This window comes from Paraburkholderia sp. Cpub6 (assembly GCF_014201065.1).
In the GTDB taxonomy this organism is placed as follows: Bacteria; Pseudomonadota; Gammaproteobacteria; order Burkholderiales; family Burkholderiaceae; genus Paraburkholderia; species Paraburkholderia tuberum.
In genome coordinates this window covers 59,555-84,186 of record NZ_JACHDM010000027.1, presented here as the reverse complement: position 1 = coordinate 84,186, position 24,632 = coordinate 59,555, and the positions used below count along the sequence as shown (strand labels likewise).

Here is a 24,632-nt window from a genome sequence, read left to right as displayed (position 1 = left end):
GGCTCCGACCGTCTCGTTTCATGAGCAATCCTGTCAGTAACTCTCGATCAAGCATAGACCATATGTCCGCTAAATTCCTGACCTATGAGTAATGCAAGCCGATATTTTTGGCTTAACGAATTCATGAGGAGAGCGCCCATGCAAAAATGGCCTCGATGGGTAAGAGTTCATTGATATGTGCGACTTTCGCCATTCCTCTCTGGCTCGGGCAGGAGAGACGTAGGCGTAAAGCGGCCAAAGTGTATGATCTTCCAAAATGCTGCTTACATCCGAGAATGGGCCAGAGGGAATAACCTTGGCGAAAAACCACGCACGTTGTCCGAGCGGATCCTTTCTGAATTGGGAGTTGTCGAAGAGGAGTTCAAGTGTGAAGGTGGCAGATCGGTGCACGTTGAGGTGTCCTATCGCGGCAGCGAACGCCTGCAGTGTGGCTCCGCCAGGGACCGAGGGTACGATGCAAATGGACACGCTGTCTCCTTTCTGGCGAGTACCAGACGCCGAAGCGGTCGTCAGTCGTGCTGACGGGCGTCTGGCGTTTTCAGTAGCATCTACGAGTGTGGTTTGTTGGCCGACTTGGGTTTCACGAGTTGCTCGGCGCCCGCTGTCAGGGCTGAACGGTTAGCATTTGCACGCGCAGCAGGGCCGGTCGCCGCCTCTTTCTGCTCCAGCGCAGCTTGCTGTGCTTGCGCCGCGCGTTGCTGTCGCCGGCGATACATGACGTCGGCTTGCCTGGATCGGCTGGCGCGAGGCTTGGGTAACTTGTCTTTCGCTCCTCGTCCCTTTTTTTCTGATGTGGCTTTGGGTGCCGCTTCCGACGGTGCGCTTGCTTGCGTGGTGGACGGGCTAGGAGAGGACAGCTCCATTCCCCACCAGTCAGCAAACCGAGTTACGTCGATGTCTTTCGTCACCGCTAGCCGATTAAGGTCTCTTTTCACGAGTCCTTCGATCGTATTGCGGTATTTGTTCATCTTCGCGCTTTCGTACACGAGATTGATATCGTCAAAGGGAATGCTCGTAGAACGGCTGCGAAGACTCTTTTCCTGGATGGCGGCCCAGAGCTTATCGAAATAGTCGGGCACGCCACCCGTACAGCGATAGAATTCCTTGATCGTCCGTTCATCTACCGGGAAGCCCAGAGGGAGCAACGCAAACTCGAGCTTTCCCTTGACGTAGATTTTCCACGCCTCGTCGTTTTCGTCAAATGCAGGCCACAATTCAAAGTCTCCCCCCGAGTAGAGGCGTCTTGTGTCCTGTGCGGATTCTGTAAACCTATCAAATCCGTTCGGGTTTCCAATCAATACAATTGGTATTCCGAAATTAAGGAGGCGGAGAAAGAAAAGCAAAACGAGATCCTGATCGCCGGAGAAATTTCTGAGCTGAATTTCATCGATGACCAGAACCCCGCAATAAAGCTGGCTCAGGATCTGCCCAATTTTGACCATCAGCTTTTCGGTCGTCATTCTAGACTTCGGGCCGCCATACATCTCGTAGTAGTTGGTGTCTCCCGTTGCCGAATCGATTGCCTGAAGTATGTTATCCAGGAAGCCGAGTCGCGAGGTGTCACCGCTCATCTGAACAGAAAGATGGACAAGCTGGAGTTGCTGCTCCCAGCCCCCTTCGACACTCGGGCCGTGCACATGCGTCTTCTTGTAGAGTTCGAGCGGCCTCGCGACCATCAAGCTCTTCCCGAGTCCCGTAATTCCCGATATCACCATCGCGCGCGCGAAGCTAGAAAACCATGGGGCGGTTCTTAGCTCATCGGGCTTGATCTGGGCAATGGCACGACGCCGCGCCCTTTTGCATGCCAGGAATGGGTTGCGTTCGATGTAGCCAGCCCTGATCAGCTTCTGCAGGGCGTACGCGATCTGGACCGCGTCAGGTGTTGGGACAAAATGAGTCTTAACCATCTCCAGGTAATCGGCACGCTGGCGTACGATAACCTCCTGCCATCGTAACTTGTCCAATGGGCGATTGACCAGTCTGGAAGGCATCTCATCGATGTCAATGAACCCCCCTGTAACATCGAGCAGCACGTTAGGACCATAGGCCATGCGTAGCGCCTCGTCGGACGTGAGCGTAGGTTCAGCTTTTTGCTTCATGGTTGTCTCCATTCTGGAACTGATGAATTGCCGCCATGACGTCATCGTCCACCTCGCCATGGTCATACGACTGCTTGGGACGCGAGGAGGCTTGCGCGGCAATGGGACTGGCTTCTGGAACGGCTTGAGGGGAACGTTGGCAACTTGAGGCGGACGGCACTGGAGAGGCCGATAGCCCTGACTTATCGAGAATTTCGCCTTCCGCGCGTCGTGCCTCCGCCCGGTTGGTTGGTTCCGGTTGTGCTTGAGGCGGAGGATTACACGCTGTCTCTGCACGGGCCGTTTCGATTGCGGCATCGGCTAATGCATCCCGTTCGGCGATACGGTCGAACGCGGTCTGCTGGGCGTGTGCTTCATTGCGCAGCAATGTCAGTTGGTCCCGATCCTGGATCAATAGCACTTCCTGGAGCGTGCAACGTTCTACAATCCAGCGGTCAGGATGGATGTTTTCCAGCTTCTGGAGGCCATGGTCGCGTGTGCGGAACCACGCAACACGCAGGTCGTTCGGGTCGAGGGAAATTTCCGCTGGGATGACCCGGCGACGTGCTGCATTGAGCAAACCCGCTTCGCGCAGATGGGTGCCCATGAAGCGACATCGCTCCACAAATTCCTTTTTGGCACCTCGATCAGGCCGATGCAGGTAAATTCCGTGGTCAGTTATGGTGGCAGCGAATGACGGCAGCATGTGGACACGGATGGTGTCCGCGTCAGGCGGCTTGCCGTTGACGTACCCGTGCTTGACCAGCCAGCGGAAGACGTCCATGCGCGTTGCGGTCACATCAAGTTCCGCGCGCATTTCTCCCGTTATGAGGTGTGGCACTGGCTGTTCGCAGTTGTGATACAGGATGCGCCTGATGTGGTGGCGCACATATTGAGGGTAGGTGAGAACCGCTAACGTTGGCCGGCGGGGTGCTCCATAGGGCGGGTGTGTCGCACCGGGCAGATTTTGATCGACTTCGACGTGGCGGACATGATGCTCGCCCTCGATGGGACCTTTCGCGCGGCCGTTAGCCGCTGGCGCATATTCAATCCACCCTTCCCACGCTCCCAGATAGACGCGGATCGTCTCGCCATTGCGACCCTCGCCATTGTCCAATGTGAGCTTATCGAACCGGACGGATGGAACCTGATCTTCTGTGATGCCAGGAATGCCGAACTTTTCGCCCCACTCTGCCTTGGGCAAAGCTGCGTGCGCTGCCGCCTGCAATTGCACTTGTGCGGAAGGTGGCTCGAGGCCAATATACATGCCGCAAATGACTTCGCTTTTTGCATCCATAACGGGCAATACGGTCGCACACCCCAGTTCAATGGAGGAAGAGATCACGGATCGAAGCTTGACATCCCCGCCGCTGGAGTCTGACCAGCCACGCTGTCCGATAACTAGAACGTCCTCGGCCGAAGCGCCATGCATTCCAGAATGGTTAAGCTGGTACTCATGTTCGCCTAACATCCGGCGGGTCGCCGATTGCGACGGATCCTTGGACGGCCCCCAGTATCGGTATTGTCTTCTTGTCGGTTTTGAGTTCGCATCCAGGAGTTTGACTTTGTTCCCGTCTTCCGATTTGTGTTCGGGATCCGCATAGAAGTGGCCCATTGTTTCAAGGTAAGCCGCTTCCGTTGTCCTCCCGTCGGTGAGGAAGCATTGCCATCCGCACTCGAGCTTTAGCTTGTCGATTTCCGACAAGGGATAGCCTGTGCTCGCGCGGTCGGCCGCCTTGTCAATTGCGTTGCGTCTTCCCAACTTCGTGTTCTGCGGTTTGTCTACACCGCGTCCACCATTGCTGGCCGTCCGCCCGAGGAGTGCATTTTTCTGGCCACCCGCCCAGAGCCGGTGTAACGCATCATAAAGAAAGGCCTCCTTGTGCGGCCCCGTTTGCGCTGCCTTACGGATCCATGCTGCGTAACTGCCCGTCGACAGGGCTTCAAAGGTCGATGCCTGTTCGATGAACGGTTGTATGGCGTCGTAGGCAAGATTACGCACTCTGAGGATCTTGCATGGATTTTCGGGTGTGCCGCCGAACCACCGGTTCAGGTCTTCATCCGTATTCTTCCAGAGTTCAGGGACTTCAAAATCACCGATGCGCAGCAGACCCTGGTCCAGCCAGGCTTGCAGCCGCTCGGCCGCCTGGAACTTCGGGCCGCGCGCGTACCTGCGCTTGCCGTCGAATGGAAGCGGTATCAACCAGTAGCCGTCGCCATTCCAGGTCAGGACGCGTTGGATTGTCTGGTAAGGCGGCAGATCGCCGGTTGGGATGAGGGTCGAACCGACCGGAATGCTGTTCATGGCGTCACTCCCAGAATCAGGCTGCGCAGGGATTCGCGGAAGGCGCGGCCGCCCGGAACGAAGCATTCCAGATGGAAGATGTCACGGCGTGGATCAACGTCGACTTTCTGTAGCCATTGCATGTACCTGAGAACGGTCCACGCGGTGAGTGGCGGAATCGCCAGGAGAGAACTGGCCAGATTGACCGCGTTACAAGGCGTATCGATTTCCAGGCGGCGCAGCAGAAAATCTTCAACGCGCTTGACTAGGTCGGGAGCCACATCGCGTCGGATTGTATTTACGGAAAATGACCAGACCTCCAGGTTAGACACCAGGGTTCGGCTGAAATGACTGCGATCAAACTGGAAAAAGCGCATGTCGTTTGCCATCGCATAGGCCTGCGCGCGAGCGACGTCGCCGTTGGAATGAGGCATTGCTACATCAGATTTTTTGATCGCACGTCCGCACGCTAGCAAGCAACTCTGAGGATAATCGTGTTCACCATATGTGATATTGAGCGTGACTTCCGGTACAAACCCTTCGCCGGCTCGCCGACGAAGGAGCTTTCGCTCATGCTCGTCGGACGCTATATCCAACAGTCCGTGACATGTCCGCTGCGTTGGTTTGCCGAGTGGCCAATCAGAAAGTGGGTGCGGGTGTGGGAATGGCCATAGCGGAAAGTTCTCCCTGGCATCCATTCCGCCAATCCACAATGCAATTAGCGCGGCTATTCTGTCTTCACGCTGCCGAAAACAGCTCCCGCGACGATAGCCGGGCATCGGACCTGTCGCCTGCACCCCGAAGTAGGTGCAGTTGCCTCGAGTCAATTGCCACATTGGCACGTAGTTGTCGAAATGTCCCTGGCCGGCACCGCTTTCTATCTTTGACCTTAGCGATCGGGAATTCATATCGCTTCCTGTTCATGGCGAAAGGAATTCAACTTCGCGATATCCGAGCGATGGCGCTGACTACACCCGGTGGGCGCGTCAGGTTCGCTCGTTCTCGCGGACGGGAGATCGGACCGCGTGGTCAGCGCAAATCGCGTTTTCTTGTGGCAAATCTGCGATATACGTGCAGAAACTGCGGGACGCTCACAAGATTTCCACAAGACGGAGGTGAGTTGGACCATGCTCGGTCAATGTCAATCAATTTTTGATGAATACGTTTGAACATTAATGCCTGCAATTCGTCCCGGTACGCGGCGTTTTCGGAGAAACGGTGTGGGGGCAAAGGGGTTTTTGACAGTTCACAACGGACTTTCCACACGGCAAGCCGTCCCGGCGCGCACGATCAGCGTAGATACTGGCCAACTCGACGACGGATCGGTAGGCCTCCGTTTTCACGGCTATGTAATCGGCGATCAGCGCGACATAGGAAAATTCTCCGTTTTGAGGGCGGACAGACATCGCGGGCTGACGGCCATAGCTTCTGAACGGTCCGGTAAGCGTCCGCCGGTGGAGCGTCTTGGGCGGAACTTTTGGCAGGCCAAACGGCTGGTATGTATCGTAGGTTCGGAAGGGGATCATCGTATTCTCCACACCCGCCTTCTCAGCGCGGGCTTCGGTCGGGCATGACTGAAGGGCGTCCGGACTTGCGCGCGCTGCTCGCACGCAGGTCTACCAGGGACACGGTCTATCCAGCGAAGGGAGAAACGACGACTTGCCTTCGAGTGCTGAAGTTTCTGGAAACGGCCAGCACGCATTGAAGTAGCGGCAAAAGAATCACCGCTTCCGCCGGTTGACAAGCAGCGGAAAGAGAACCACACTGATTCTGTCGAGCGGGAACTTGACGCAAGAAGCAGTGCGGAACCGCCTGGGTGTCGGAACCCGGGCGTTTTCGTTTCTGGACCCTTCTTAATGGTCGTTTTACTTCATCGATACACCTCCATGTCGGTCGGAATTCGTTACGTATTCTGCTTTCGGCACGTTATTGCCGACGTTGCTCGCAACCAGGCGATGACATCATGTGTCATCGCGAAGCGCCCCCGTCGATGGGGTATGTGAAAGGTGGCGACCGGAACCGTGTTGCGTTCGACGGCCTTGCTGAATGCTCGGGCGCTGGCGTAACCAAGCACATGCCAGAGGGCCGAGCCACCGAGAAGCGGGCCGTGTCGCGTCGCGAGGGAGTCGACCACTGTGTCAGCCTGTTCGTGTTCAACATTCAGATCTTTCATGGCAGTCGTGTCCCTGTGCTCTGTGTCGCGGAATGTCGCGTCTTGTCGCTATCAGTGGCGAATGCGAATTGGCCTCTGTAGGGGATTAAAGGACAGTCGGGCCCTATAGGCGAACACAGAATTGCATGGCAAAAAGTGTGTGCGGATGGAGGGGGCCATGGATTTCATCGCATTTTCACCAGTCGGCCGGGAGAGTCCGCGTCGCGGCTACCACTATCTGTTTCGGTGCGAAAGTTTCGACGTTCCAGGTGAAGGAGGCCGCGCGTCGGCCGTGTCGACCTTGCGGCTGAATTTCCTTCAGAAGGCAGCCCTGATCGCAACGGGTGAAGCTTGTCTGTCCCGCGCAGCGGACAAGCTTGCGCCGAGCGGCGCCACCTTCCGCGCAAGGCGGAATCGCTGGTTACGGCTTCATCAACTCTCCGAATTCGACGCATCCAGCAGGCGACAGAACGGCGCCATAGCGACTTGCCTGCGCGAACTAGGACAGGTCGCGCACAGTGCCGTTCTGGATATGCTGAGTGACGATAACGCGCCGCTATGGCGATTGCTCTCGGAAGATGACTGGACAGCGCAGAGGCTGGATTTGCTTGCACCCCAAATCGCAAATCTGCAGGACGCTTCGCGCGACCTTTGGTCCCCGGTCTTGTCAGATGAAATATGGAAGGAACTTATAAGTCCGACGTTGGTGGGCGGGATGCCTTCGATCGCCACGGCCGAGATGCTCTGGTTTCGCCTCCGGCGTGCACAGATTATTGGCAATCCGTACGAATACGCGCGAGCGTTCCGTAAAGTAAGGGTGGCATCATGCGAAATGTCGAACGAGGCTTGGATGGCTATTTACAGGAATCTGGGGCAGATGTTTCCTGAAGCGTTGCCGTGCCTTGAGACGACTGACTGGCTGTTTCTCAAAGCTTTGTGGAATCAGCTAGCGATATTCCTGCAAGCTTGGGAGTCCAGAATCTGGCTCCGCGCCGGTGATAGACATACGTTCCATCCGATCGGAATGGGACTGGCAGCGAATCTGGGTGAAGTCGTTGTCGGCTTGATTGCAAGCGGCCGGGTTCCAGCCCGGCTAAGATTCCCGCCTATTCAGCGGCCCGCATATTGCTCGAGGCAGGGTGAACTGGACCTTGTCGTCAACGGTACCTCCATCGCGATGGGCGATTCGCCGCTTAGACGCTTACTTGAGTAGGCGCCTACTCCGCTACTCCCTCTTTACCAAAGAGGTAAATCAGCCATCCTGTTCGACGGCGCGAGATGGACGGCCGGCTATTTCCCGGAAAGCATCATAGGCGCAGCGGTTTTTAGCTGGCACCAAAACTCCCCTCCACAAACGCACGCGCCTCGTTCTGGCCGGTGCGCGCATAGGCGGCTGTCGTCTGTACCGACGCGTGCCCCAGCAGCGCCTGCGCGACCGGTAACGGCACGTCGTGGTCGACCACCAGCGTGCGCGCGTAGCCGTGCCGCAGCCAGTGGGTGGAGGCCCGCTCGAGCGCCGCGCGCATCGCGCGGTCCGCCGCCGGCACGCGGGCCGCAGCCAGCGCAAACAGGGCCCGGACCTCGTCGTAGAGGCCGCTAGCGCCCAGCGCCGGGCCACGCTCGCTGTGGATCAGCGGCAGGCGTTCCGCGGCGGGCGGATCGGCCGGCAGTCCCATAGCGTTCCGGTAGGCCCGCAGTGCGGGCAGGCAGGCGCCGGGCAACGGGATCGCGCGCAGCCGGTTTCCTTTACCCAGCACGTGCAGGGTCCACTGCCGCGCGTCGTCGACTTCGACGTGGGGCAGCGCGGGTTCCTCCTGCCAGACCAGTTCCGCGAGCCGCACGCCACCGTAGCGGTACAGCGTCCAGATCGCGCGGCGCCGCATCCAGAGCACCGGCGGTACCCCGGCCGGCGCGTCACCGGCGGCGACCGCGTCGCAGTGCGTGAGCGCGGCGGCGGACAGGAACCGCACGGGGGTCCAGGTCATGCGCGCGCGGCGCCCGGCGGCCAGGCCCTCGGCGGGATTGACCGTCAGATAGCCCACGCGGTGCCACCACGCAAACAGGCTCGAGATCGCGGCGAGCGCGCGGGACACGCTCGCCGGCGCCGGCCGCGTGACGGCGCCCGCCGCGTCCTGCCGGGGCGCCTGCAGGGCGTCGCGGTACGCAATCAGGTCCTGCCGGGTGAGATCCGAGAAAGGCCCGAGGCCCTCGCGCCGGCACCAGGCGGCGAGGCGCCGCAGTTCCGACAGGTAGGCGCGCAGCGTGTGCGGGGAGTGCGACGCGCGCTCCCGCAGGAACAGTTTCGCTGCCTGCGCGTCGTCGGAGACCCCCAGCGTGTTGGTCAGCGGCACTTGGTTCGCGAAGCGGCCGGCGCGCGCGAGCCACGCCGGCTCCACCCCGGCCGGCAGCGGCGCGAGGTCCTGGCTGGGCGCCCCCGTGCGCGTGACGGCGGTGCCTTCACGCGCGTTCCCGGCGGTGTCATCCGGCGCTGCGGCACGGAAGCGCCGACGGTGCTGGCGCAGGGCGCGCTCAAGCACGGTGGCGGCGGAGGGGGCCGCGACTTCCGGCACAACCCGCAGCCGCCCGCGCTCCCAGTACTCGATGGCGGTGTCGTGCTCGAGCAGCAGCGCGAACACGGCGGGGTGCTCGCGCTTCGCGTCGGCCAGCGACGGGCAGCCGCGTTTGAGCGCCGCGAGCGTCCAGCGGCAATACAGCGGGTGGCCGAGCGCGTGAGCCAGATACCCGAGCGCGGCGTCGACGGAATCGGGCAGACGCTGCGGGGGCCGGCAGCCGGTGTCGAGCCAGTCGGACGGGTTCATCGCGCTTTCCGCGCCGCGGCCGGCCTGTGTCCGGATGGGCGGGCACCACCGGCGAGGCCAGACTCGGCGGCATGAGCCGTTTTCGCAGCGGGGCGTGCCCGGCGGCGGGCGGCCGACGAGGGTCCTGGCGTGGCCGCACTGCCCACCAGCGCCAGCGTCTGGCGTTGCTGCTCCACGACCGTCACGAGGGCCGCCGCTTCGGCCGCCGCCTGCTGCTGGGCCTGGCGCTGCGCCGCCAGTTCCGTGAGCAGCCGCTCGCGCAGTGCCTCCAGCGCGCCCAGGCGCTCCGCCGCCCGGGCGAGTTCGGCTTCGAGGCGCTGCCGTTCGGTCTGAAGCGTCTCGCGCTGGTGCGCGGTTTCGCGCAGCAGCTGTTTTGAGAGGCCGTCATAACGCGCGCGTTCCGTGGCCAGTTCGCGGGTGTGCTGGCGCCCGGATTCGGCCGCCGCGGCTTCCACGGCCGCGAGCTGCGCGCGCAGCGTGGCCACGGCGTCTTCCGCGGCGGCGCTCCGGGCACCGGCCGCCTCAAACCCGGCGCGGGCGACCGCCAGCTCCGCATCGCGCGCACTGAGCTGGCTGCGCACGTCGGTGAGTTCGACCCGCAGCAGTTCGACCTTCAGCCCGGCATTGCGCTGCGCTTCGGTGGAGGCTTCCACCCTGGCTTCTGTCTCGCGACGCAGCCGCACGATGCCGTCGAGCTGGGTGGCGACGGCCGCTTCCCACAGCGCGCGCATCTGCGCGGCGATCTCTGCTGGCACGTCGGGCACCGCGAAGCCAGTCAGGCCCGCCTGCACCAGTTCCGCCTCGATGGCGTTCAGGTGCCGTGACAGCGTCGCGGGGTCACCGGCGCCCAGCCGCGCGCGCAGCTTCCGGACTGACACGATGCGGCGGAAGCGCGCGTCGGACGCGGGCGCGGTCTCGCCCGCTTCGGCGAGCATCGCGAGCACGGTGCTGCGGATCGCATCGGGGGTGACGGCGGCGGGGCGGGCCATGAAGAACTCCGGGAAACCCGCACGGCAGCACGGCAGCGCGCCGGGGCGACGGGCGGAAGCCGCGGCACGGGGCGCAGGGCGGGATTTCCACATTAGATTACGCACAGGCCTGACGCAAGAAAACCCGATTCCGCGCGGTTAAAAACACGCTTGCCGCGATAAACGCCCTTATCGCGGCCAGCGCACGACTTCGCCCGACGCCCGAAGCCGCAGCCGACAATTGGTCACCGTGGCGCGTGGGACAGGCATCGACGCAGGGTTAAGCACTGCGGGATGGGACCCACTTCCGAGCACTTTATTAGTGAGTAAGCTACCTCGTACGGACCTTCAGGAGCGGCAGCTTGCCCGTGCGGACTTCACGAACTCGCACCGTATCCATCAGCGCATCCCGTCTTGAACGCACGTACGCGCGGCGCGAGGGTGTAGCCATCGTAACGACGGAGCAATGCGATGGAGAACACCACGGGAGAGACTGTATCGACGGGCACGCGGCGGCCTCGGCAGGGCGAGGAGTTCTGGCGAGAGATGGTCATGGCATGGAAAGAAAGCGTACCCGTTAGCGTCCTCAGGAACGCGACGATTGCGTCAATGTCCGATTCCGCCAATTGTTTGCCGACCTGATATGTCGCCATGTCACGTACAGCTTCGCGCAGATCGATGCGGCTGCCGTCGTGGAAATAGGGCGCGGTCAGCTCAACGTTGCGCAGCGTCGGCGTCTTGAACGCATGGCGATCGAGCGGATCTTTCGTAAAGTTGGCGCGGCCGTCGTCCGCGTCGGTGCGCGCGTAGCCCCGCGCGGCGAAGTAGTCGGCCGCGAGGCCCATCCGTTCGAACGACTGCCCGCCCAGATTCTTGCCAACGTGGCAGGTCGCGCAATGGTTTGCCTTGAATAACTGGTAGCCGCGCAGTTCCTCGCTATTCAGCACATCCCTGTCGCCGCGCAGGTAAGCATCGAAGCGACTCGGCGTTAGCAGTGTCGTCTCATATTCGGCGATCGCGTCTGTGATGTTCTCGCCTGACCAACCGTCCGGGTACACCCGCAAGAACTGTTGCGTCAGCGATGAGTCCTGTTTCAGCTTATCGATGATCTCACTCCATGACGTGGACGCCATTTCGACCGGATTCAGCGGTGGGCCGCCGGCCTGTTCCTGCAGCGTGGCGGCGCGACCGTCCCAGAACTGCTTGCGGTTGAGTGCCGAGTTGAACACTGTCGGTGCGTTGATTGCACCCAACTGGCCGCCCACGCCGGACGAAACCTTTTTTCCATCTACGCCACCGATCGCTAGCTTGTGGCAGCTCGCACACGATATCGTGTTGTCCGCCGATAGTCGGACATCGTTGAAAAGCTGTTTCCCGAGCGCGACCTTGCCCGCGTCAGTCGGCAAGGAATGTGGCAACGGTTGTACCGGCTCGTTAGCGAACTCTGGTGCAACGCCGGGCGTCGCATATGCGCTGTGTCGCTGTGACGCGATCCAGTCGAGAAGCGCGCGTTGATCGTCGCCGCTCAAGCCGGTGGTCCAGTGTACGAAGCGGAACAGCTTTGGTGGCATGCTGCGTTCGTTCACAACGGTTTCCAGCTTTGCAAGATCGGCTTCGGGGGCCGGTACGCCACTTTCGAGCGCCGCGTACAGGCTGTCGATGCGGAAGTAGGCGAGGCCCGTCTGTATGTCGTGCTCGGCTAGCTGACGAATGCCCGGTAGCGCGGCATAGTTGGGCAGGACAGTTTTCGTCGAGTGGCAGTAATAGCACGCGTTTCGATCCAACACTTCGCGGATGCCGAATGCTTGTGGGGACGCAGCCAGTCTCACGGCCGCTCTTTCCGCATAGTCCTTGTCGTGTATGTACGCGATACCGCTGATGCAGAGATAGCCTATCAGCACGACGGCGATCGACACGATCAGCAGTTTTTTCACTCGCTCTCCTGTTTCGATTTTGGTCGGAATCCCATACCGTTTACATGGGGTAGATCTTGATGTTGATATCGGCTGCAGAGCGATCACGTGCTGATCGTACAGAACGCACAGGAATTGACTGGTTCCGAGACACGCGCGAAGGGGGTGTCTGCCTATATAACGGACGGATCCTGGGCGAAATCAGTGACGTAGTGCCATGCCGAAAAGCGTTCGTCGACTTGTTTGCGGTAGACGGCGGCGCAGTGGATGTCTTCGCTCGGCCTACGCTTGTACAACTCGCACCGACTATGCGTAGTACTTGGCGTTCTCTAGCCACGCCGCTTAAAGCGCGTCGATGTCAGAAGGCTCGCATGCGCATCCTCTATCTGAGCCAAGCCGCGCTCGATCAAACGCGGCTGGAGATAACTAAAGCTTAAGCGTACATGGGCTGCACCGCTCGGTCCATGGTGCTTTCCTTCGACGAGTTTCACATTGTGCTTCCGGCGCACCTCGCCGACCAATTCGGCGGAATCGACGCCTTCGGCAAGCGAGACCCAGAACGAAAATCCACCACTCGGAATCTCGTAATCCGGTTTGCAGAATCGGCAGGCCTGTAACAGCCTATGCATTGCGTCGCGCTTGATCCGGTAGTGCGTCCTTAGGTGTTCGACGTGAGCGTCCAAAGACGACGACTGCAATAAGGCGAGCGCCATATTGCTGACAATGGGACTCACACCTCCATCGCATTTCAGGTGGGCTACGCGGTCGACAATTTCCGGCTCGGCCAGCACCCAGCCTACGCGAAGCCCGGGGCCTGAGATTTTGGAGAAGCTATGCACATTGATGATGTTGCCACCCGCCTGCAGAATCTCGGGTGACGCGCCATCATAGGGCAACTCGCTATAAACCAGGTCCTGCACCAGCCGCACGCCGTTGCGGGACAGTAGAGCCTCCACCTCGACCATATGCCGGTGTGCAAAGTATCGTCCAGTCGGATTGTGGAACGCCGGAGTGGTGTAGTACAACTTGGCTCGCCCCTTTGCGCGCAGCAATGCTTGTTCGAGCAGATCGAGGTTGACACCCGAGGAATCCGCACCTACTTGAACCACCGTCGCCCCCGCAATAGAGAAAATGCGCAACGCGCCGAGATAGGACGGGTCCTCGGTCAGCACGACGTCTCCTGGGTCGATAAAAGCATCGGCGAGCAGTTGCAGGGCTTGTGAAGCGCCGTTCGTCAGAATGACATTGCCACGCGCCATCCGGTACCTTTGGCCAAGCTGTCCGCGCAGTTCGGGAAGGCCATAGGCGTCGGTGTACTGCGGTAGGTCGGAGATACTGACGCCCGTCTCGACGGAAAGCGGGTCCGGCCATTGCAGGCGGGCGAACGTCAAAGGATCGGGAAGCCCATAGGCGAAGTTGACTGTGTCCTTGCCTGAGGTGTAGTCGAATACCCCATAACTGAGCGAAGTGCGACTGCGCATCGACATGACTGGCTTCATCGTTGGTTACGCGGCATCGACGGCGCGCTGGAAGCGCGATTGATATTGGCGGATGAACGAGTCGGCAATCGGCATTCCGAACGGCGGAAATTCGGCCGTTGCTCTGGGAGGCGTAGCCAATAGCGTGGCGTTTGCGCCGAGTGCCGGTGTCCAATTCTCGCCAAAGAACACGTTTCCATAGCGTTCGGCCAGCACTGGCATCACGGGATAGAGCATGCTCAGAAAGACGGATACGTGCACCGGCCGCCACGTTTCCGGGCTCGTGCCGAAGCCCGTCGCGACGAAGTATTCGTCAATCAGATCGAGGGCGTTCCAGAAGCGTACCTGGTCCATCGCGGTGATATAACGTTGGACTATGTCGTCGTGCGCCGGCGTAAGACCGCTTCCATCGACATTCGCCGAGTGCAGTGAATCGCGGCGGAGGGCGCTTTCCCACGCAAGGATGTGCGAAGCCGACCGGATCAGTTCGTCGATCTGGAAATCGTTATTGTTGGTGCCGAACGGCTTGGCAATCCGAGCGAGCGCATAGCGCAACACACTCGGGTCGACCTGCCGGGATACTTCATCTGCCCAGAGTGCATGGTCGCGGCTGGTCGAGAATTTCTCGCCCTCCAATCTGTAGAAATCCTGGATCGAATGATTTGCCGGAAGCGGATAGCCGCGCGCAAGCAGGCTGCCAGTCACGCCGATGGTGTAGTAGAAGCGGTTATCCTGGCCCATGAAAAACAGGAGGCGTGTATTGGGGTCGCGCATCACGGTGTCGTAGTTGACCTCGTCGCGCGCGCACTGCAAGCGGATCCCCGTCTCGAAACACCAAAGCCCTTCGAACCACGTCATCAACGTTTGCCCCGCAATCTTCGCGGGTGCTTCAAGTGTCACACCCCGGTCGAAAATGCGCGACATAGGCAGCGGCCGCAATTCGTCACGCAACCATGCACGCGCTTTACGCTGGATCGTTTGATCCCATTCACTCCCCTTGATCGCATCGTCAAGCATGGCTGCCATGCGAGGGATGTCGAAAACCGCCTGTTCGATGGGGCGAAGCGATAGCGGTTCGCCGCACGACGTGTGGACTGGCGCTCGCAACTTCGAGTGCTGTTGCGCCAAACCGCAGTTTTCGCACAAGTTGCTGTCGGTGGACGCATCGCACGCGGGGCAGAGGCCGACGGCAAGCGAATCGGCCACGAACTCGTCACAGTTTTCACAGTAGAGTTGATGGCCATCACGCACATCAATGTAGCCTGCAGCTTCCAGGTCGCGAAAGATCTTCAGACTGTTCTGCTTGTGCGTAGCGTCCGTTGTTCTGATGAAGACATCGGGCTCGATGTGCATTGCCCGCAAGCAATCCATTATCTCGTCAATATGCAACTGCGCGACTTCGTCAATCGGACGACCGAGCTTGCGCGCCTTCACTACCGTATAGGTGCCGTGCTCGTCCGCACCTGTGACGTGGTAGGCGCGGTGACCTCTCATGCGTTGAAAGCGAACGAAAAGATCGGTGAGCAGATAGACCCCGCCGATATGGCCGAGATGCAGCTTGCCGTTCGGGCAGGGCGGTGCGGGGCAAACGAAAAAAGTGCGTGTGTTCACGTTAGTCCCACCATATCGATAGAAATTTCAGGCTCGCTGCCGGATCGGCATTGCGAATCGCGTGCTCCTGATTCGGCTCGATATAGAGCAGCGTTGAATCTGCGACTGGGCGCGCCTGACCATTCACCTCGAAGACTCCCTTGCCTGAAATGAGTACCCACAGTTCATGCTCGGAATGGGAGTGCAGATTGACAGCGCCCGCCGGCACGACCTCAACAATCGACGTGCCGAACGCTGTTGTCAGCCCAGCGGGCAGATGTTCGAGCAGCCGGCAAACAAGAACGCCGTATTCCGGCTGCATCATGGATGGGTCAATCTGCTTTGTGTACACGCACATCCTCCGGTGAATTACATTAGGTGCGATAGAAAATGCCATTTGGCGGCTTCAGATCGTGGATATCCGATTCCTTGCCTTCGGGTGGGTTGTAGGCACGCTTCAGTTTGTTGTATTCCGTACGCGTGGGGCCACCAGTTGAGGCGCGCTGGAACACCAGATAGAGCGTGCGGCGCGAACGGTTGTTTTTGTTGGGCTGCGAATAGTGCGGCGCGTAGTCGTCGAAGACGAAGATGTCGCCGGCCTTCCAGGGCACGGGTTCCCACTTGAACGTCTCGGCCACTTCCGGATGAATCACGCCGCCGGCGTCCATCGGAAACACACCTTTATGATGGTTTCCCGGACTGAAGAACAGGCCGCCGTTGTCCGGATCGGAATCGTCGATGCCGATGGCGACCACGGCATGCACCATGCGTTCAGGAATGTTGTGCGGGATGTGATAGATGTCCTGATGCGGACGATAGCCGCCGCTGTCCGGGTACTTGAAGATGAGCAGTTCCTTGAGCATGCGGGTATCTTCATCGAGAAGCGATTCGACAGCCGTCTGGATACGCTTGTCGGCCAACAACAGATCGCGCAGCTCGTTGTTGAAGTCCAAAAAGTTCTCTACCTTTGAAACGATCCTGCGGTCGTCCTCGGTCTTCTCGAACCACATCATCCATTTGCTGTCGCTGATTTCCCAGCGCGAGACATCGTTGACCAGAGCAGAAATCTTTTCGCGGGTGAGCGGATCGAAAAAGCCCTCTACTTTTAGATATCCATCTTCGTGCCACTTGGATTTTTGCGTTTCATTCAGCATACGAACCACCTCGTTAAGGAACGGAGTTTTCAAGGAGAAGTCAGGCGGCGAAATGCGCCTTCATTCGCATGACGCCGAGTAGCACGACATTGGCGAGTACGGCGCCTAGCAGGGCGACGAGCATTGCATCGGCGCCGAAAACGTGAATCAGGGCGCCACATAGGAAAGGGCATCCGAACAGACCGATGAAATAGGCAAGCGTAAAGATTTGCGAAGTCACCGGCACCGAAACGGCGTGGTCTCCGGCGAGGTTCACGGCCAGGCCGTTCAGGGTCGAGTAGCTCAGTCCGTAGCCCGTGGCGAACAGCGCGGTAGCGACGATATAAAGCGTCGTGCTGCCGTGGTTCAACAGGAACAGTACGAGCGAGGCGCCGGTCAGCAAAAACAATGCGAGCGCCAGTCGCGCGGGCTTGATGCGTCCCATGGTTTTCGCGAGCGACAAGCGCAGTGCCACGCTGGTTATCGTGAACGTCAGGAAGAACAGGTCTGGCCTGAGGTTACGCGAGACGGCATAGGGTGTCTGGTAAGTCGCCAGCCCGGCGAAGACACAGGCTGCCAGTGCGATCATTGCGATCGGCACTGCTGTTCGTGCCCTGAGCAGGGCCAACGTGTCGGTCGCGGTAATGGCCACGCGCGTCATCGGCAAACAGGACCTATCCCTCATCGCCTCGCCGGCGATCTTGACGCAGACTGCCGCCACCGCGCATGCCGCAGCGAACAAAAGGTAGGCCAGCGCGATCGAGCCGGTATGTTGGGCGATCAGGCGGCTCAAAGGCGCCGCCATGCCTAGGCCGGCCATTTGCGTGCCGGAGACGAAGGTCAGGTACTGGATACGCGCGTTGGGGCACAGATGATGGATGATTTGCAGCGGCGCGAGTATGAAGAACACGGACCACCCGGCGCCCAACAGCAAACCGCCTGCATAGACGGCACGAATGTCCATTGGCGCAGCGGCGAAGCAGAGCATGCTGCCTGCCATGACGAGCGAGGCCAGCGCGATGGTCGGCATGACACCGATACGCTGGGCTATGCGCCCAGCCACGCAGCAGCAGATCATGGTCGAGACCATGCCGCTCGAAATCACGGCGCCGGCGACATCGCTCTTCATGCCCAGGGATTGCAGGTACTCGGGCAGGAGAAAACTCGTCCCGTACGAAGCGGCGATCACCAGTGACGCGATCAGAAACGGAATGAGCGCCCGTAATTGGAGGGATGCCGGCAGGTGCTCGGCGTGTGAGATCGCACGCTCGCCAGTCGATAGATAAATGGAGGAGCCAGTCATGCGCTTACGCCACTGCCGGTTGACGCGAGGCATGAGGCGCGTCGCACAGTACCGATCCTGCTTCAGTCTGCTGATCCTCAAGGCTGTCGAGCAGTTGCCGGTCCGGAACATCCGGATAGAACGCACGACCTAGCAGACTGTTGATGATGCGGCTGTTCCTGTACGCGACCAGCGAAAGATTGACGCTTTGCAGGCCATGCTGCACGCGGCTTTGGTTTTGCAGATACACGGGACCGGGCATTGGCGCATCGAAGCGCACAGCGTAATCGGGATCGAGCGTTGGCAGACCGTCTTCACGGCTTGCGCCGTCGAGCAGCTTCTGAACGAATGGCAAATGGCGCGGCTGAAAACCGGTTGCCAGGATGATTCTGTCCGCGCTTATGCCGTTGCGCTGCGACGTGACGAGCGAGGTCAACCCGATATGCCAGCGACCGCTGCGGCGGGTGATCTCGTCCATCGTCACCGAAGGCAACAGACGAAAGCAGTCGGCTAGCGTGCCATGGACGCTGCGTTCGTACAACGCTTCATAGAGCCGGTTGCACAGGCTGGCGGAGATGCCGTCGCTGGTGAGCTTTTCGCTTTCGACAATGGCCCGGCGCTGCTGGATCGGCAGCGTGTGAAAGCGTTGGCTATAACTGGGTATGTATGCTTCATTGACAAATGCGTTGTCGTCCATCGCAAACAGATTGGCGCGCGACGTCGCCCAAGTGATCTTGTCGGGACCTGACTCGGTCAGCATGTGCTCGACGACTTCCGCGCCGCTCTGCCCGCCGCCCACCACCAGCACATGTTCGTCTTCGCTGAACGGTTTCCGGTTAAGGTAGTCGTCTACGTGATAGACCGTCTCGCCAACCACCTGCCGCGCACATGCCGGCACCTTGGGTTCGACCCCGACCCCGACCACTACCGCGCGCGCATGATATGTGCGCGCGATAGTGGTCACGCAATAGCCCTTATTGCAAGGCCTGATATCGATCACCTCCTCGCCGAATCGAAGCGTGTCCAGGCATTGCGCGACCCATTGGTAATAGTGGGTGAACTCACGTCGCGACGTGCTGTTTCCACCTTTATTCACGAAGCTGTACAGGCGTCGATGTACAGCGAGATAGTTGAGAAAGGAATAGGGGCTTGTGGGATTCACCAGGGTCACGCAATCCTTGAGCGGCGACACCTGGAGTTGACTTTGGGGCAGCATGAGCCCCGGATGCCAGGAGAACTTTATGCGCTTCTCAAAGAAGAGCGCTCGCAAACCGGTGGGCTGAATGAGCGCCGCGAGGCTTAGATTGAACGGTCCGATACCAATACCGATGACGTCTAGCATGTCCATAGGAACTTGTTCCGCCGTTAGAGGGGAATTGGCCAACCGAGATAGTGCAGCGCAATTCCCGTGGACTAAGATTGAGGCGGTGGTGCCGGCGTACTGCGTAGCCGATGCCCGCTGCAGGAAAACGAAAGCAGTCGATGACGATCGCTTTTCTTCCCAATAGCGGCATTCTGACCAGCACTATGCTTGGTTTGACATTACCTCGGGCCGCCTGAGTGAATCATACGAGGAATTGAGAAGCTGAACACTTTGAACATACGCAAACCTTGCGGTGCGTCAATTGTCCACGCGGCGTTGTCGGATTCAGACGCCGGATCACCCGCAGTCCAAGGAGAGTTGTCACGTTGCTCAGTGGTTCGGATAACATCCGGGACTCAGAACATCGAATCGGTCTATCGTGGTCATCGCTTCCGGCGATCGTCATCAATCGCGTCGGTGAGGCCGGTTGAAAAAAGTGGACGCCAACATTCCGTAATGCAGGATTTACGCATCAATATGCCAGGTTCCCGCAATTCCAACAACACCATTTCGGCCCCAAAGCCATGCCATATAAGGCTCGCCGGATTGTTCAGACTCGACTAATTAGCCGCCGATTTTCAACTTCAATCTAGAAGGTCGTTCGCATTCCGAATCTAAACACGCGTGCCGAGGAGTTGGGGTATGCCGGTTCCCCGTAATATAGGGCTTGGCCCAACGTGTAAGCGGACCCATTTTTATTTTCTGTTTGTGCATACCCGATATATATACTGGTGTTTTTCAAAAGAGAATAAAAGACACCTAGTCCTACAACGTATGAGTTTTTTGACTGAGTAATTCCATTCGAGGTGTCAATCAATTTGATAACTTGTGCCATTAATACGGCCGAACGGGTGATTTGGTAGCTCGCCCCAAGATTGGCAATTGCATACTGCAACGAATTATTCAACGATGCTGCGCCAGTTATGATTGAATAGTCATCTTTAGTGTATCCGAGATACACTCTTACCGGCCCGATCCTATAGTTACCGCCGACACCCCATGCTTTGTAATATGCCTGATCCAATGCGTCTCTCTGATAGACATATCCGGCATGAAACGTTGCGGGGCCTTTGGTGTAATTGATTGCCCCGCTAAAAGTTGTTCCGCCACTTGTAGATTTCGCAACACCGCCGAGACCGTACATCAACCCAACCGAGAATCCATAAATTTTCGGAGATGAGTAAAGAGCGGAATTATTAACGCGGCACGTAATGACCTCGGTAAGGAGCGTAGCTTGGACGGTACCATTAGGCAAAGTACGATCAATGCCCCAGATGCTCCCTCCTAAGCCTCCCAAAAAAACGTCGTTGTCACTCATAGCAAGAAACTCTGGCGAGTATTGACGACCAAAAGTTAAAGTCCCTTCAGGACCTTCGAAGCCAATATACGCTTGTCGGCCGAAAAGTGCACCGCCCTGCTGTATCGTACCGGTATTAGGCGCGAAACCACTCTCAAGTCTGAAAATAGCTTTGTAACCGTCGCCGAAGACTTGGCTACCCATAAGGCCAAGTCGCGATCCGAGCGTGCCGCCATTCGACATTTTAGTTAAAGTTCCTCTGCCCTGATTTGAGATATCAATGAGAACATCTAATGCTCCATATAGCGTAACGCCACTCTGCGCTCGGCTTGAATCGCACGCTAATCCAAAAAATACTCCCATCACCACTGCGTATACCGATTTTATCATTTGGAAGCCAAATCTCTCTTTGCTTCTGATGAGCCAATATCGTGATCATTGAACAAATCCGACAGAAAGTGGAGTTGCATGGAGTAACAGCCAAATCTATGCCATGCGCACTCCGTTACTGTCTTCACGCCTCGATAATTGAGAATTGGGAATCTAGACCCGGCATGATTCTCCAAGTTGCAGTCGTGAGCCGGGGGCACCGGGCTTGGTGGGGCACGTGATCGCTAATAGGAGTTCAGCCGGAACATCGTTAGGCCATCCAGTACGTGAATGCGGAGACTTGCCGCCGATGTTGCAGACCGAGCCGTGCAACGTGCGAAGCCCCTCGATGCATGAAAAGCCAACAACATCGCTTAGTTAGTCGACCCATTCATGAGCGTTGACGTAGGCAAAGGTCACCATCACCCCGTAGCCCTCGGCCGAACCCGAAAGCGTTGGTACAGCAAAGCGCTGGCCCGACGATGAGGCCAAGCTGTGCACTCATCTCCGAACTGAAGACGTTCGGTGAACTTTTGTTCGTCGTAGATCGCCCTCACCATCGAAGCATTGTCCGCGGCAGTCGCTCTTGATCTTGGTGTCCTAGTCGCATCCTTACCAGCCTGGCTATGCGCCGCATTGCCGACCTGCTCGATGGCAATGCCAAGATTGATGCGCGCGATGCCGCTGTCATTGCTATAGCCGCGCGCTCAATGCCGCTTACACTGCGCTGCCTCCGACTGGCTGACGTACTGCTCGCCGAAATCACCATGCTGTGCGGCCGCCACAACCCACGCTGCATGCAGAGGTGCGGAAAGAGGACGCCCGGTTCATCGGCAAGCCCGATCTCATATGCGGCTTCATGCCGGGACCTTATTTAGGCGCCTGGTAAGTTCCGCAGTGAAGGCCGAGCCTCAAGGGTTCACTCCGACTGCAGGCTCCGGTGGCTCAATGCGGATGCAGCACGCAACGAACGGGAAGATGCTTCGGGCCGCTCACGAAGCTGGACGCAACGAATTCGATTTCGCCCGCCGGCTCAATAAGCCGCAACCTCGGGACCAGTTCCTCAAACAAGATGCGCATTTCCATGTTCGCGAGATGCTGACCCAGGCACACGTGGGCGCCGACGCCGAAAGCGAGATGCCGGTTCGGTTTGCGGTCGATATTGAATGCGAACGGCTCAGGGAAGACTTGCTCGTCACGATTTGCGGAGCCATAGCAGAGCATCAGCCAATCGCCCCTGCGGATTGTCCGACCCCGGACGTTGGTGTCGGCAGTCGCTGTACGCATGAAATGACGCACCGGCGATGCGTAGCGAAGAGTTTCGTCGATAAACTGCGGAATCAGCGAACGATTCGCCTGTAGTCGCGGCAGTAGCTCAGGAAAGCGGCTCAACGCCCACATCGCGACCGATATGGACGACGAAACCGTATCATGTCCTGCTGCGGCGATGATCACGTAATAGCCAAGACGGGTCGCTTCATCGATAGGCTGTCCATTGATCACCGCGTTGGCCAGCAAGCTTGCGATATCGTTACGTGGGTTCTTCCGGCGGTCTTCGGTCAGGCGGTCGAAATAATCCTTGAAGTCGGCCACAATGGACAGCAGAGCCTTGCCCATCGCACCGCTCGCATCGCCTTGGCGCTGCACTTCGCGCTTGTATTCGGCATCCTCGCTTCCGAACATCTCCTGAGTCAGCGTCAACATGCGCAGGGAATCTTCCTGCGGAACGCCGAGAATATCCATGATCACGTTCAGTGGGAAATGCAATGCAAAGTCATTCGCAAAATCGATCACTTGCCCGCTGTGATGCAACAGCTTCGCGATCGTCATATTTGCCAGCGATCGAATACGGTCGTCAAGCTCGAGAATGCTGTTCGGCATGAACCACGACTGTGTCAGCGCACGTAGACTCTTGTGCTCGTCGCCGTCGACGTGCACGAGCGACCGGAGGATGTTTGGACTACCGGTGGTGGAAATGACATGCTCGATCGACGCTCTTGGCCTGCAGACGACAGAATAGTCGCCGTTGCGGAACAAGACATTGTCTCGTGAGATCATGGAGACGTCGGCGTGTTTCGTGACCACCCAGAACGGATCATGTCCGTCCGCCATTGCGCGCCCGACAGGGTTGTTTGCACGCGCCCAAGTATAGGTTTCATGGAGACGACCGAGGTTGGTATAGGACTGCGGATCAACCAGATGGTTTGCTATGTCCTTCGGTAGGTCGTAATTTGGCATGCTCATGATATTGATAGTGCGATTTGTTGGTGGACGGGCAGCACCGTCTAGGCAAGAGAAGGGCGCCTCTCCCCGCCCCATTCCGCTATTGGGCTCCCCGCGGACTCACTGACTGGTCTCAACTTTTGACGGCCGCCCGCTCGCGTGTACTGAGATCCTTTCCACTCGGCTTTGAAGTAGCATTCATGCATAGAGCTTGCTGTCATCCGATATCTGCAGATCGGTCCCCCGTTGGCGTAGGCACTGCAGCGTTCGCGTCGCTAATATGGGTGAACTGGCGTGACGGACGTCGATATCCGCTCTTCGTATTCCTTCATACTATCCGCGGTCTCCCTGTGTACCCTTAATCCAGGTCAACTCTTCTTGGTTAAGTGATCGCTCAGATGGTCCTTGAGGGCTACTGTTTGTCGGGCCAGTACGCAACAACCTGAGCCGGCCCCAGAGGAGGCGAAGCTTGAGCAGTTTGTGTTCGTGACCTGGATGCGCTGGCGCATCGAGCGCGACTATTAGGACCTGAAACAGGAGTTCGCGCTCGGTCATTGCGAGGGGCGCGACAGGCGTGGCTTTCACCACCACGCCAGACTGAGTATCACTGCATATGGGTTTATGCTGGCTCAGCGACTCAGGATGGGATCAGATGCAAACGATAAAAAAACTTCCTTGAACGCACGTTGCCTGTCCTTCCCCGGATTACATCCCACGGGGCAGTCCAGCGCGCACAACGCCACGTTCCTGATTTCGTCACCACGTTGCGTATCCTGCTTGGACTACGCCTGATATACAAAGACGGCACTTTTCCTGTTCGAAAATAAACTGCATAACTAATTATATGACGCAGTAAGACTTAAGCCTGATTCGATCGGTATTTTCGCTTGGTTCGCTCCCGCACAAACAGTCTCTTCGTCGAATTGATTGAACATCTACTGCAGCCGCCTCATCGATGCAGATACCCGGACGTCGGGTGTGGACGTTTGCATTCGTAGCCAATCTGGCTGGCTGGCACTGTCAACTTGAGATCAATGCCAGATAGAATGTCGGGATGAAGAAGAGCAAATCACCGTACCACGGCTTTCATTTCCCGGCGGCGATCATCAGTTGCGCGGTTCGTTGGTATTTTCGCTTCAATCTGATCGTCGCCCACGCGTCCAAGGCGCTCGATACGGTCCGCCGCCAGCAGCAGAAAGCCGACCCGGAACTCAAGGGGATGGGCTGGACGTTGCTCAAGGACGTGAACAAACTGAATCTGGCGCAATTGACCGACATCGAGGCGCTGGTCAGGCAGTACGCCACCAAACGCACCGCCCGCGCCTGGCTGTATCGCGAGCAACTGCGCGAGATTCTCGAGCGCAAGCAAATCCATGTTGTTTCCGCGATGTTGCCGCAGTGGTGCACCAACGTCATGCGCTCAAAGGTCGAGCCGATGAAGGAAGTGGCGCGAATGATTCACCAGCACTTCGATGGCATCGTCGCCTGGACTCAGACCCGCCAGACCAACGGCTTCATCGAGGCCATCAAGGCTTGTTTCAAGCTGCCAAGCGCAAGGCTCGCGGTGACACGCGCTTCACGACGATGCGCACCGTCCTCTTTCTCATCGCCGGCAAGCTGGATTTCTCCAGCTTTAACCCGCACGCCCCGTGAGCCCCATTACCCACTGCATTTTGAAGAAGA

At 58.5% G+C, this 24,632-nt stretch carries 16 protein-coding genes and 3 pseudogenes; 4 read left to right on the top strand and 15 right to left on the bottom strand.

Translation table 11 applies throughout. The features are described 5' to 3' along the window. Nucleotides 1-548: 548 nt before the first annotated feature. The 4 genes from HDG33_RS30770 to HDG33_RS30755 all read right to left on the bottom strand — a co-directional run bounded on the left by HDG33_RS30770 (nucleotide 549) and on the right by HDG33_RS30755 (nucleotide 6,535). On the bottom strand, nucleotides 549-2,099 hold the full coding sequence (locus HDG33_RS30770; RefSeq protein ID WP_184038197.1) for an ATP-binding protein: 1,551 nt from the start codon (nucleotides 2,097-2,099) through the stop codon (nucleotides 549-551). Then, nucleotides 2,083-4,383, bottom strand: coding sequence for a hypothetical protein (locus HDG33_RS30765; protein WP_184038194.1), 2,301 nt, complete (start codon nucleotides 4,381-4,383; stop codon nucleotides 2,083-2,085). Before HDG33_RS30765 ends, HDG33_RS30770 begins: the two co-directional genes overlap by 17 nt. Then, the gene (locus HDG33_RS30760) at nucleotides 4,380-5,270 is read right to left on the bottom strand and encodes a hypothetical protein (protein ID WP_184038192.1); all 891 of its coding nucleotides are present in this window, start codon (nucleotides 5,268-5,270) and stop codon (nucleotides 4,380-4,382) included. The genes HDG33_RS30765 and HDG33_RS30760 overlap by 4 nt, the downstream gene beginning before the upstream one ends. 995 nt (nucleotides 5,271-6,265) lie before the next feature. Then, entirely contained in the window at nucleotides 6,266-6,535 is a 270-nt protein-coding gene (locus HDG33_RS30755) for a hypothetical protein (protein ID WP_184038190.1), read from the bottom strand. 157 nt (nucleotides 6,536-6,692) lie between these two features. Here HDG33_RS30755 and HDG33_RS30750 point away from each other — a divergent pair, with 157 nt between their 5' ends. Next, nucleotides 6,693-7,727: a hypothetical protein gene (locus HDG33_RS30750; protein WP_184038188.1), complete on the top strand. Its 1,035-nt coding sequence runs from the start codon at nucleotides 6,693-6,695 to the stop codon at nucleotides 7,725-7,727. 112 nt (nucleotides 7,728-7,839) lie between these two features. Here HDG33_RS30750 and HDG33_RS30745 read toward each other — a convergent pair whose 3' ends face one another. The 10 genes from HDG33_RS30745 to HDG33_RS30700 form a co-directional block, all read right to left on the bottom strand. Continuing rightward, entirely contained in the window at nucleotides 7,840-9,333 is a 1,494-nt protein-coding gene (locus HDG33_RS30745) for a tyrosine-type recombinase/integrase (protein ID WP_184038186.1), read from the bottom strand. Further along, on the bottom strand, nucleotides 9,330-10,322 hold the full coding sequence (locus HDG33_RS30740; protein WP_184038183.1) for a DNA-binding protein: 993 nt from the start codon (nucleotides 10,320-10,322) through the stop codon (nucleotides 9,330-9,332). The genes HDG33_RS30745 and HDG33_RS30740 overlap by 4 nt, the downstream gene beginning before the upstream one ends. 356 nt (nucleotides 10,323-10,678) lie before the next feature. Further along, entirely contained in the window at nucleotides 10,679-12,235 is a 1,557-nt protein-coding gene (locus HDG33_RS30735; protein ID WP_184038181.1) for a cytochrome c peroxidase, read from the bottom strand. 308 nt (nucleotides 12,236-12,543) lie between these two features. Beyond that, nucleotides 12,544-13,701 (bottom strand): PLP-dependent aminotransferase family protein, encoded by a 1,158-nt coding sequence (locus HDG33_RS30730; protein ID WP_184038178.1) that lies wholly within the window; start codon nucleotides 13,699-13,701, stop codon nucleotides 12,544-12,546. An 18-nt stretch (nucleotides 13,702-13,719) separates the two neighbouring features. Then, complete coding sequence (locus HDG33_RS30725) at nucleotides 13,720-15,303, bottom strand: class I tRNA ligase family protein (RefSeq protein WP_184038175.1); 1,584 nt, start codon at nucleotides 15,301-15,303, stop codon at nucleotides 13,720-13,722. Between the two features lies 1 nt (nucleotide 15,304). Then, nucleotides 15,305-15,640, bottom strand: a complete 336-nt coding sequence (locus HDG33_RS30720; protein WP_221311596.1) for a cupin domain-containing protein — start codon at nucleotides 15,638-15,640, stop codon at nucleotides 15,305-15,307. Between the two features lie 16 nt (nucleotides 15,641-15,656). Next, complete coding sequence (locus HDG33_RS30715) at nucleotides 15,657-16,436, bottom strand: phytanoyl-CoA dioxygenase family protein (RefSeq protein WP_184038169.1); 780 nt, start codon at nucleotides 16,434-16,436, stop codon at nucleotides 15,657-15,659. 40 nt (nucleotides 16,437-16,476) lie between these two features. Further along, nucleotides 16,477-17,718, bottom strand: a complete 1,242-nt coding sequence (locus tag HDG33_RS30710; RefSeq protein WP_184038166.1) for an MFS transporter — start codon at nucleotides 17,716-17,718, stop codon at nucleotides 16,477-16,479. Between the two features lie 4 nt (nucleotides 17,719-17,722). Further along, on the bottom strand, nucleotides 17,723-19,045 hold the full coding sequence (locus HDG33_RS30705) for a lysine N(6)-hydroxylase/L-ornithine N(5)-oxygenase family protein (protein WP_184038163.1): 1,323 nt from the start codon (nucleotides 19,043-19,045) through the stop codon (nucleotides 17,723-17,725). A 604-nt stretch (nucleotides 19,046-19,649) separates the two neighbouring features. Next, complete coding sequence (locus HDG33_RS30700; RefSeq protein WP_260330638.1) at nucleotides 19,650-20,720, bottom strand: porin; 1,071 nt, start codon at nucleotides 20,718-20,720, stop codon at nucleotides 19,650-19,652. 399 nt (nucleotides 20,721-21,119) lie between these two features. Here HDG33_RS30700 and HDG33_RS37730 point away from each other — a divergent pair. Further along, nucleotides 21,120-21,505, top strand: a pseudogene (locus tag HDG33_RS37730) (transposase); the annotation flags it as partial. Between the two features lie 166 nt (nucleotides 21,506-21,671). Here the strand turns inward: HDG33_RS37730 and HDG33_RS30690 are convergent. Continuing rightward, nucleotides 21,672-22,970 carry a cytochrome P450 gene (locus tag HDG33_RS30690; RefSeq protein ID WP_184038153.1) on the bottom strand — a complete coding sequence of 433 codons (1,299 nt, stop codon included), beginning with the start codon at nucleotides 22,968-22,970 and terminating at the stop codon, nucleotides 21,672-21,674. Nucleotides 22,971-23,444: 474 nt separating this feature from the next. Between HDG33_RS30690 and HDG33_RS37725 the strand changes: the two are divergent. Continuing rightward, a pseudogene (locus HDG33_RS37725) lies at nucleotides 23,445-23,700 on the top strand (IS701 family transposase); the annotation flags it as partial. A gap of 393 nt (nucleotides 23,701-24,093) precedes the next feature. Further along, nucleotides 24,094-24,602, top strand: a pseudogene (locus HDG33_RS30680) (transposase); the annotation flags it as partial. Between the last annotated feature and the right edge of the window lie 30 nt (nucleotides 24,603-24,632).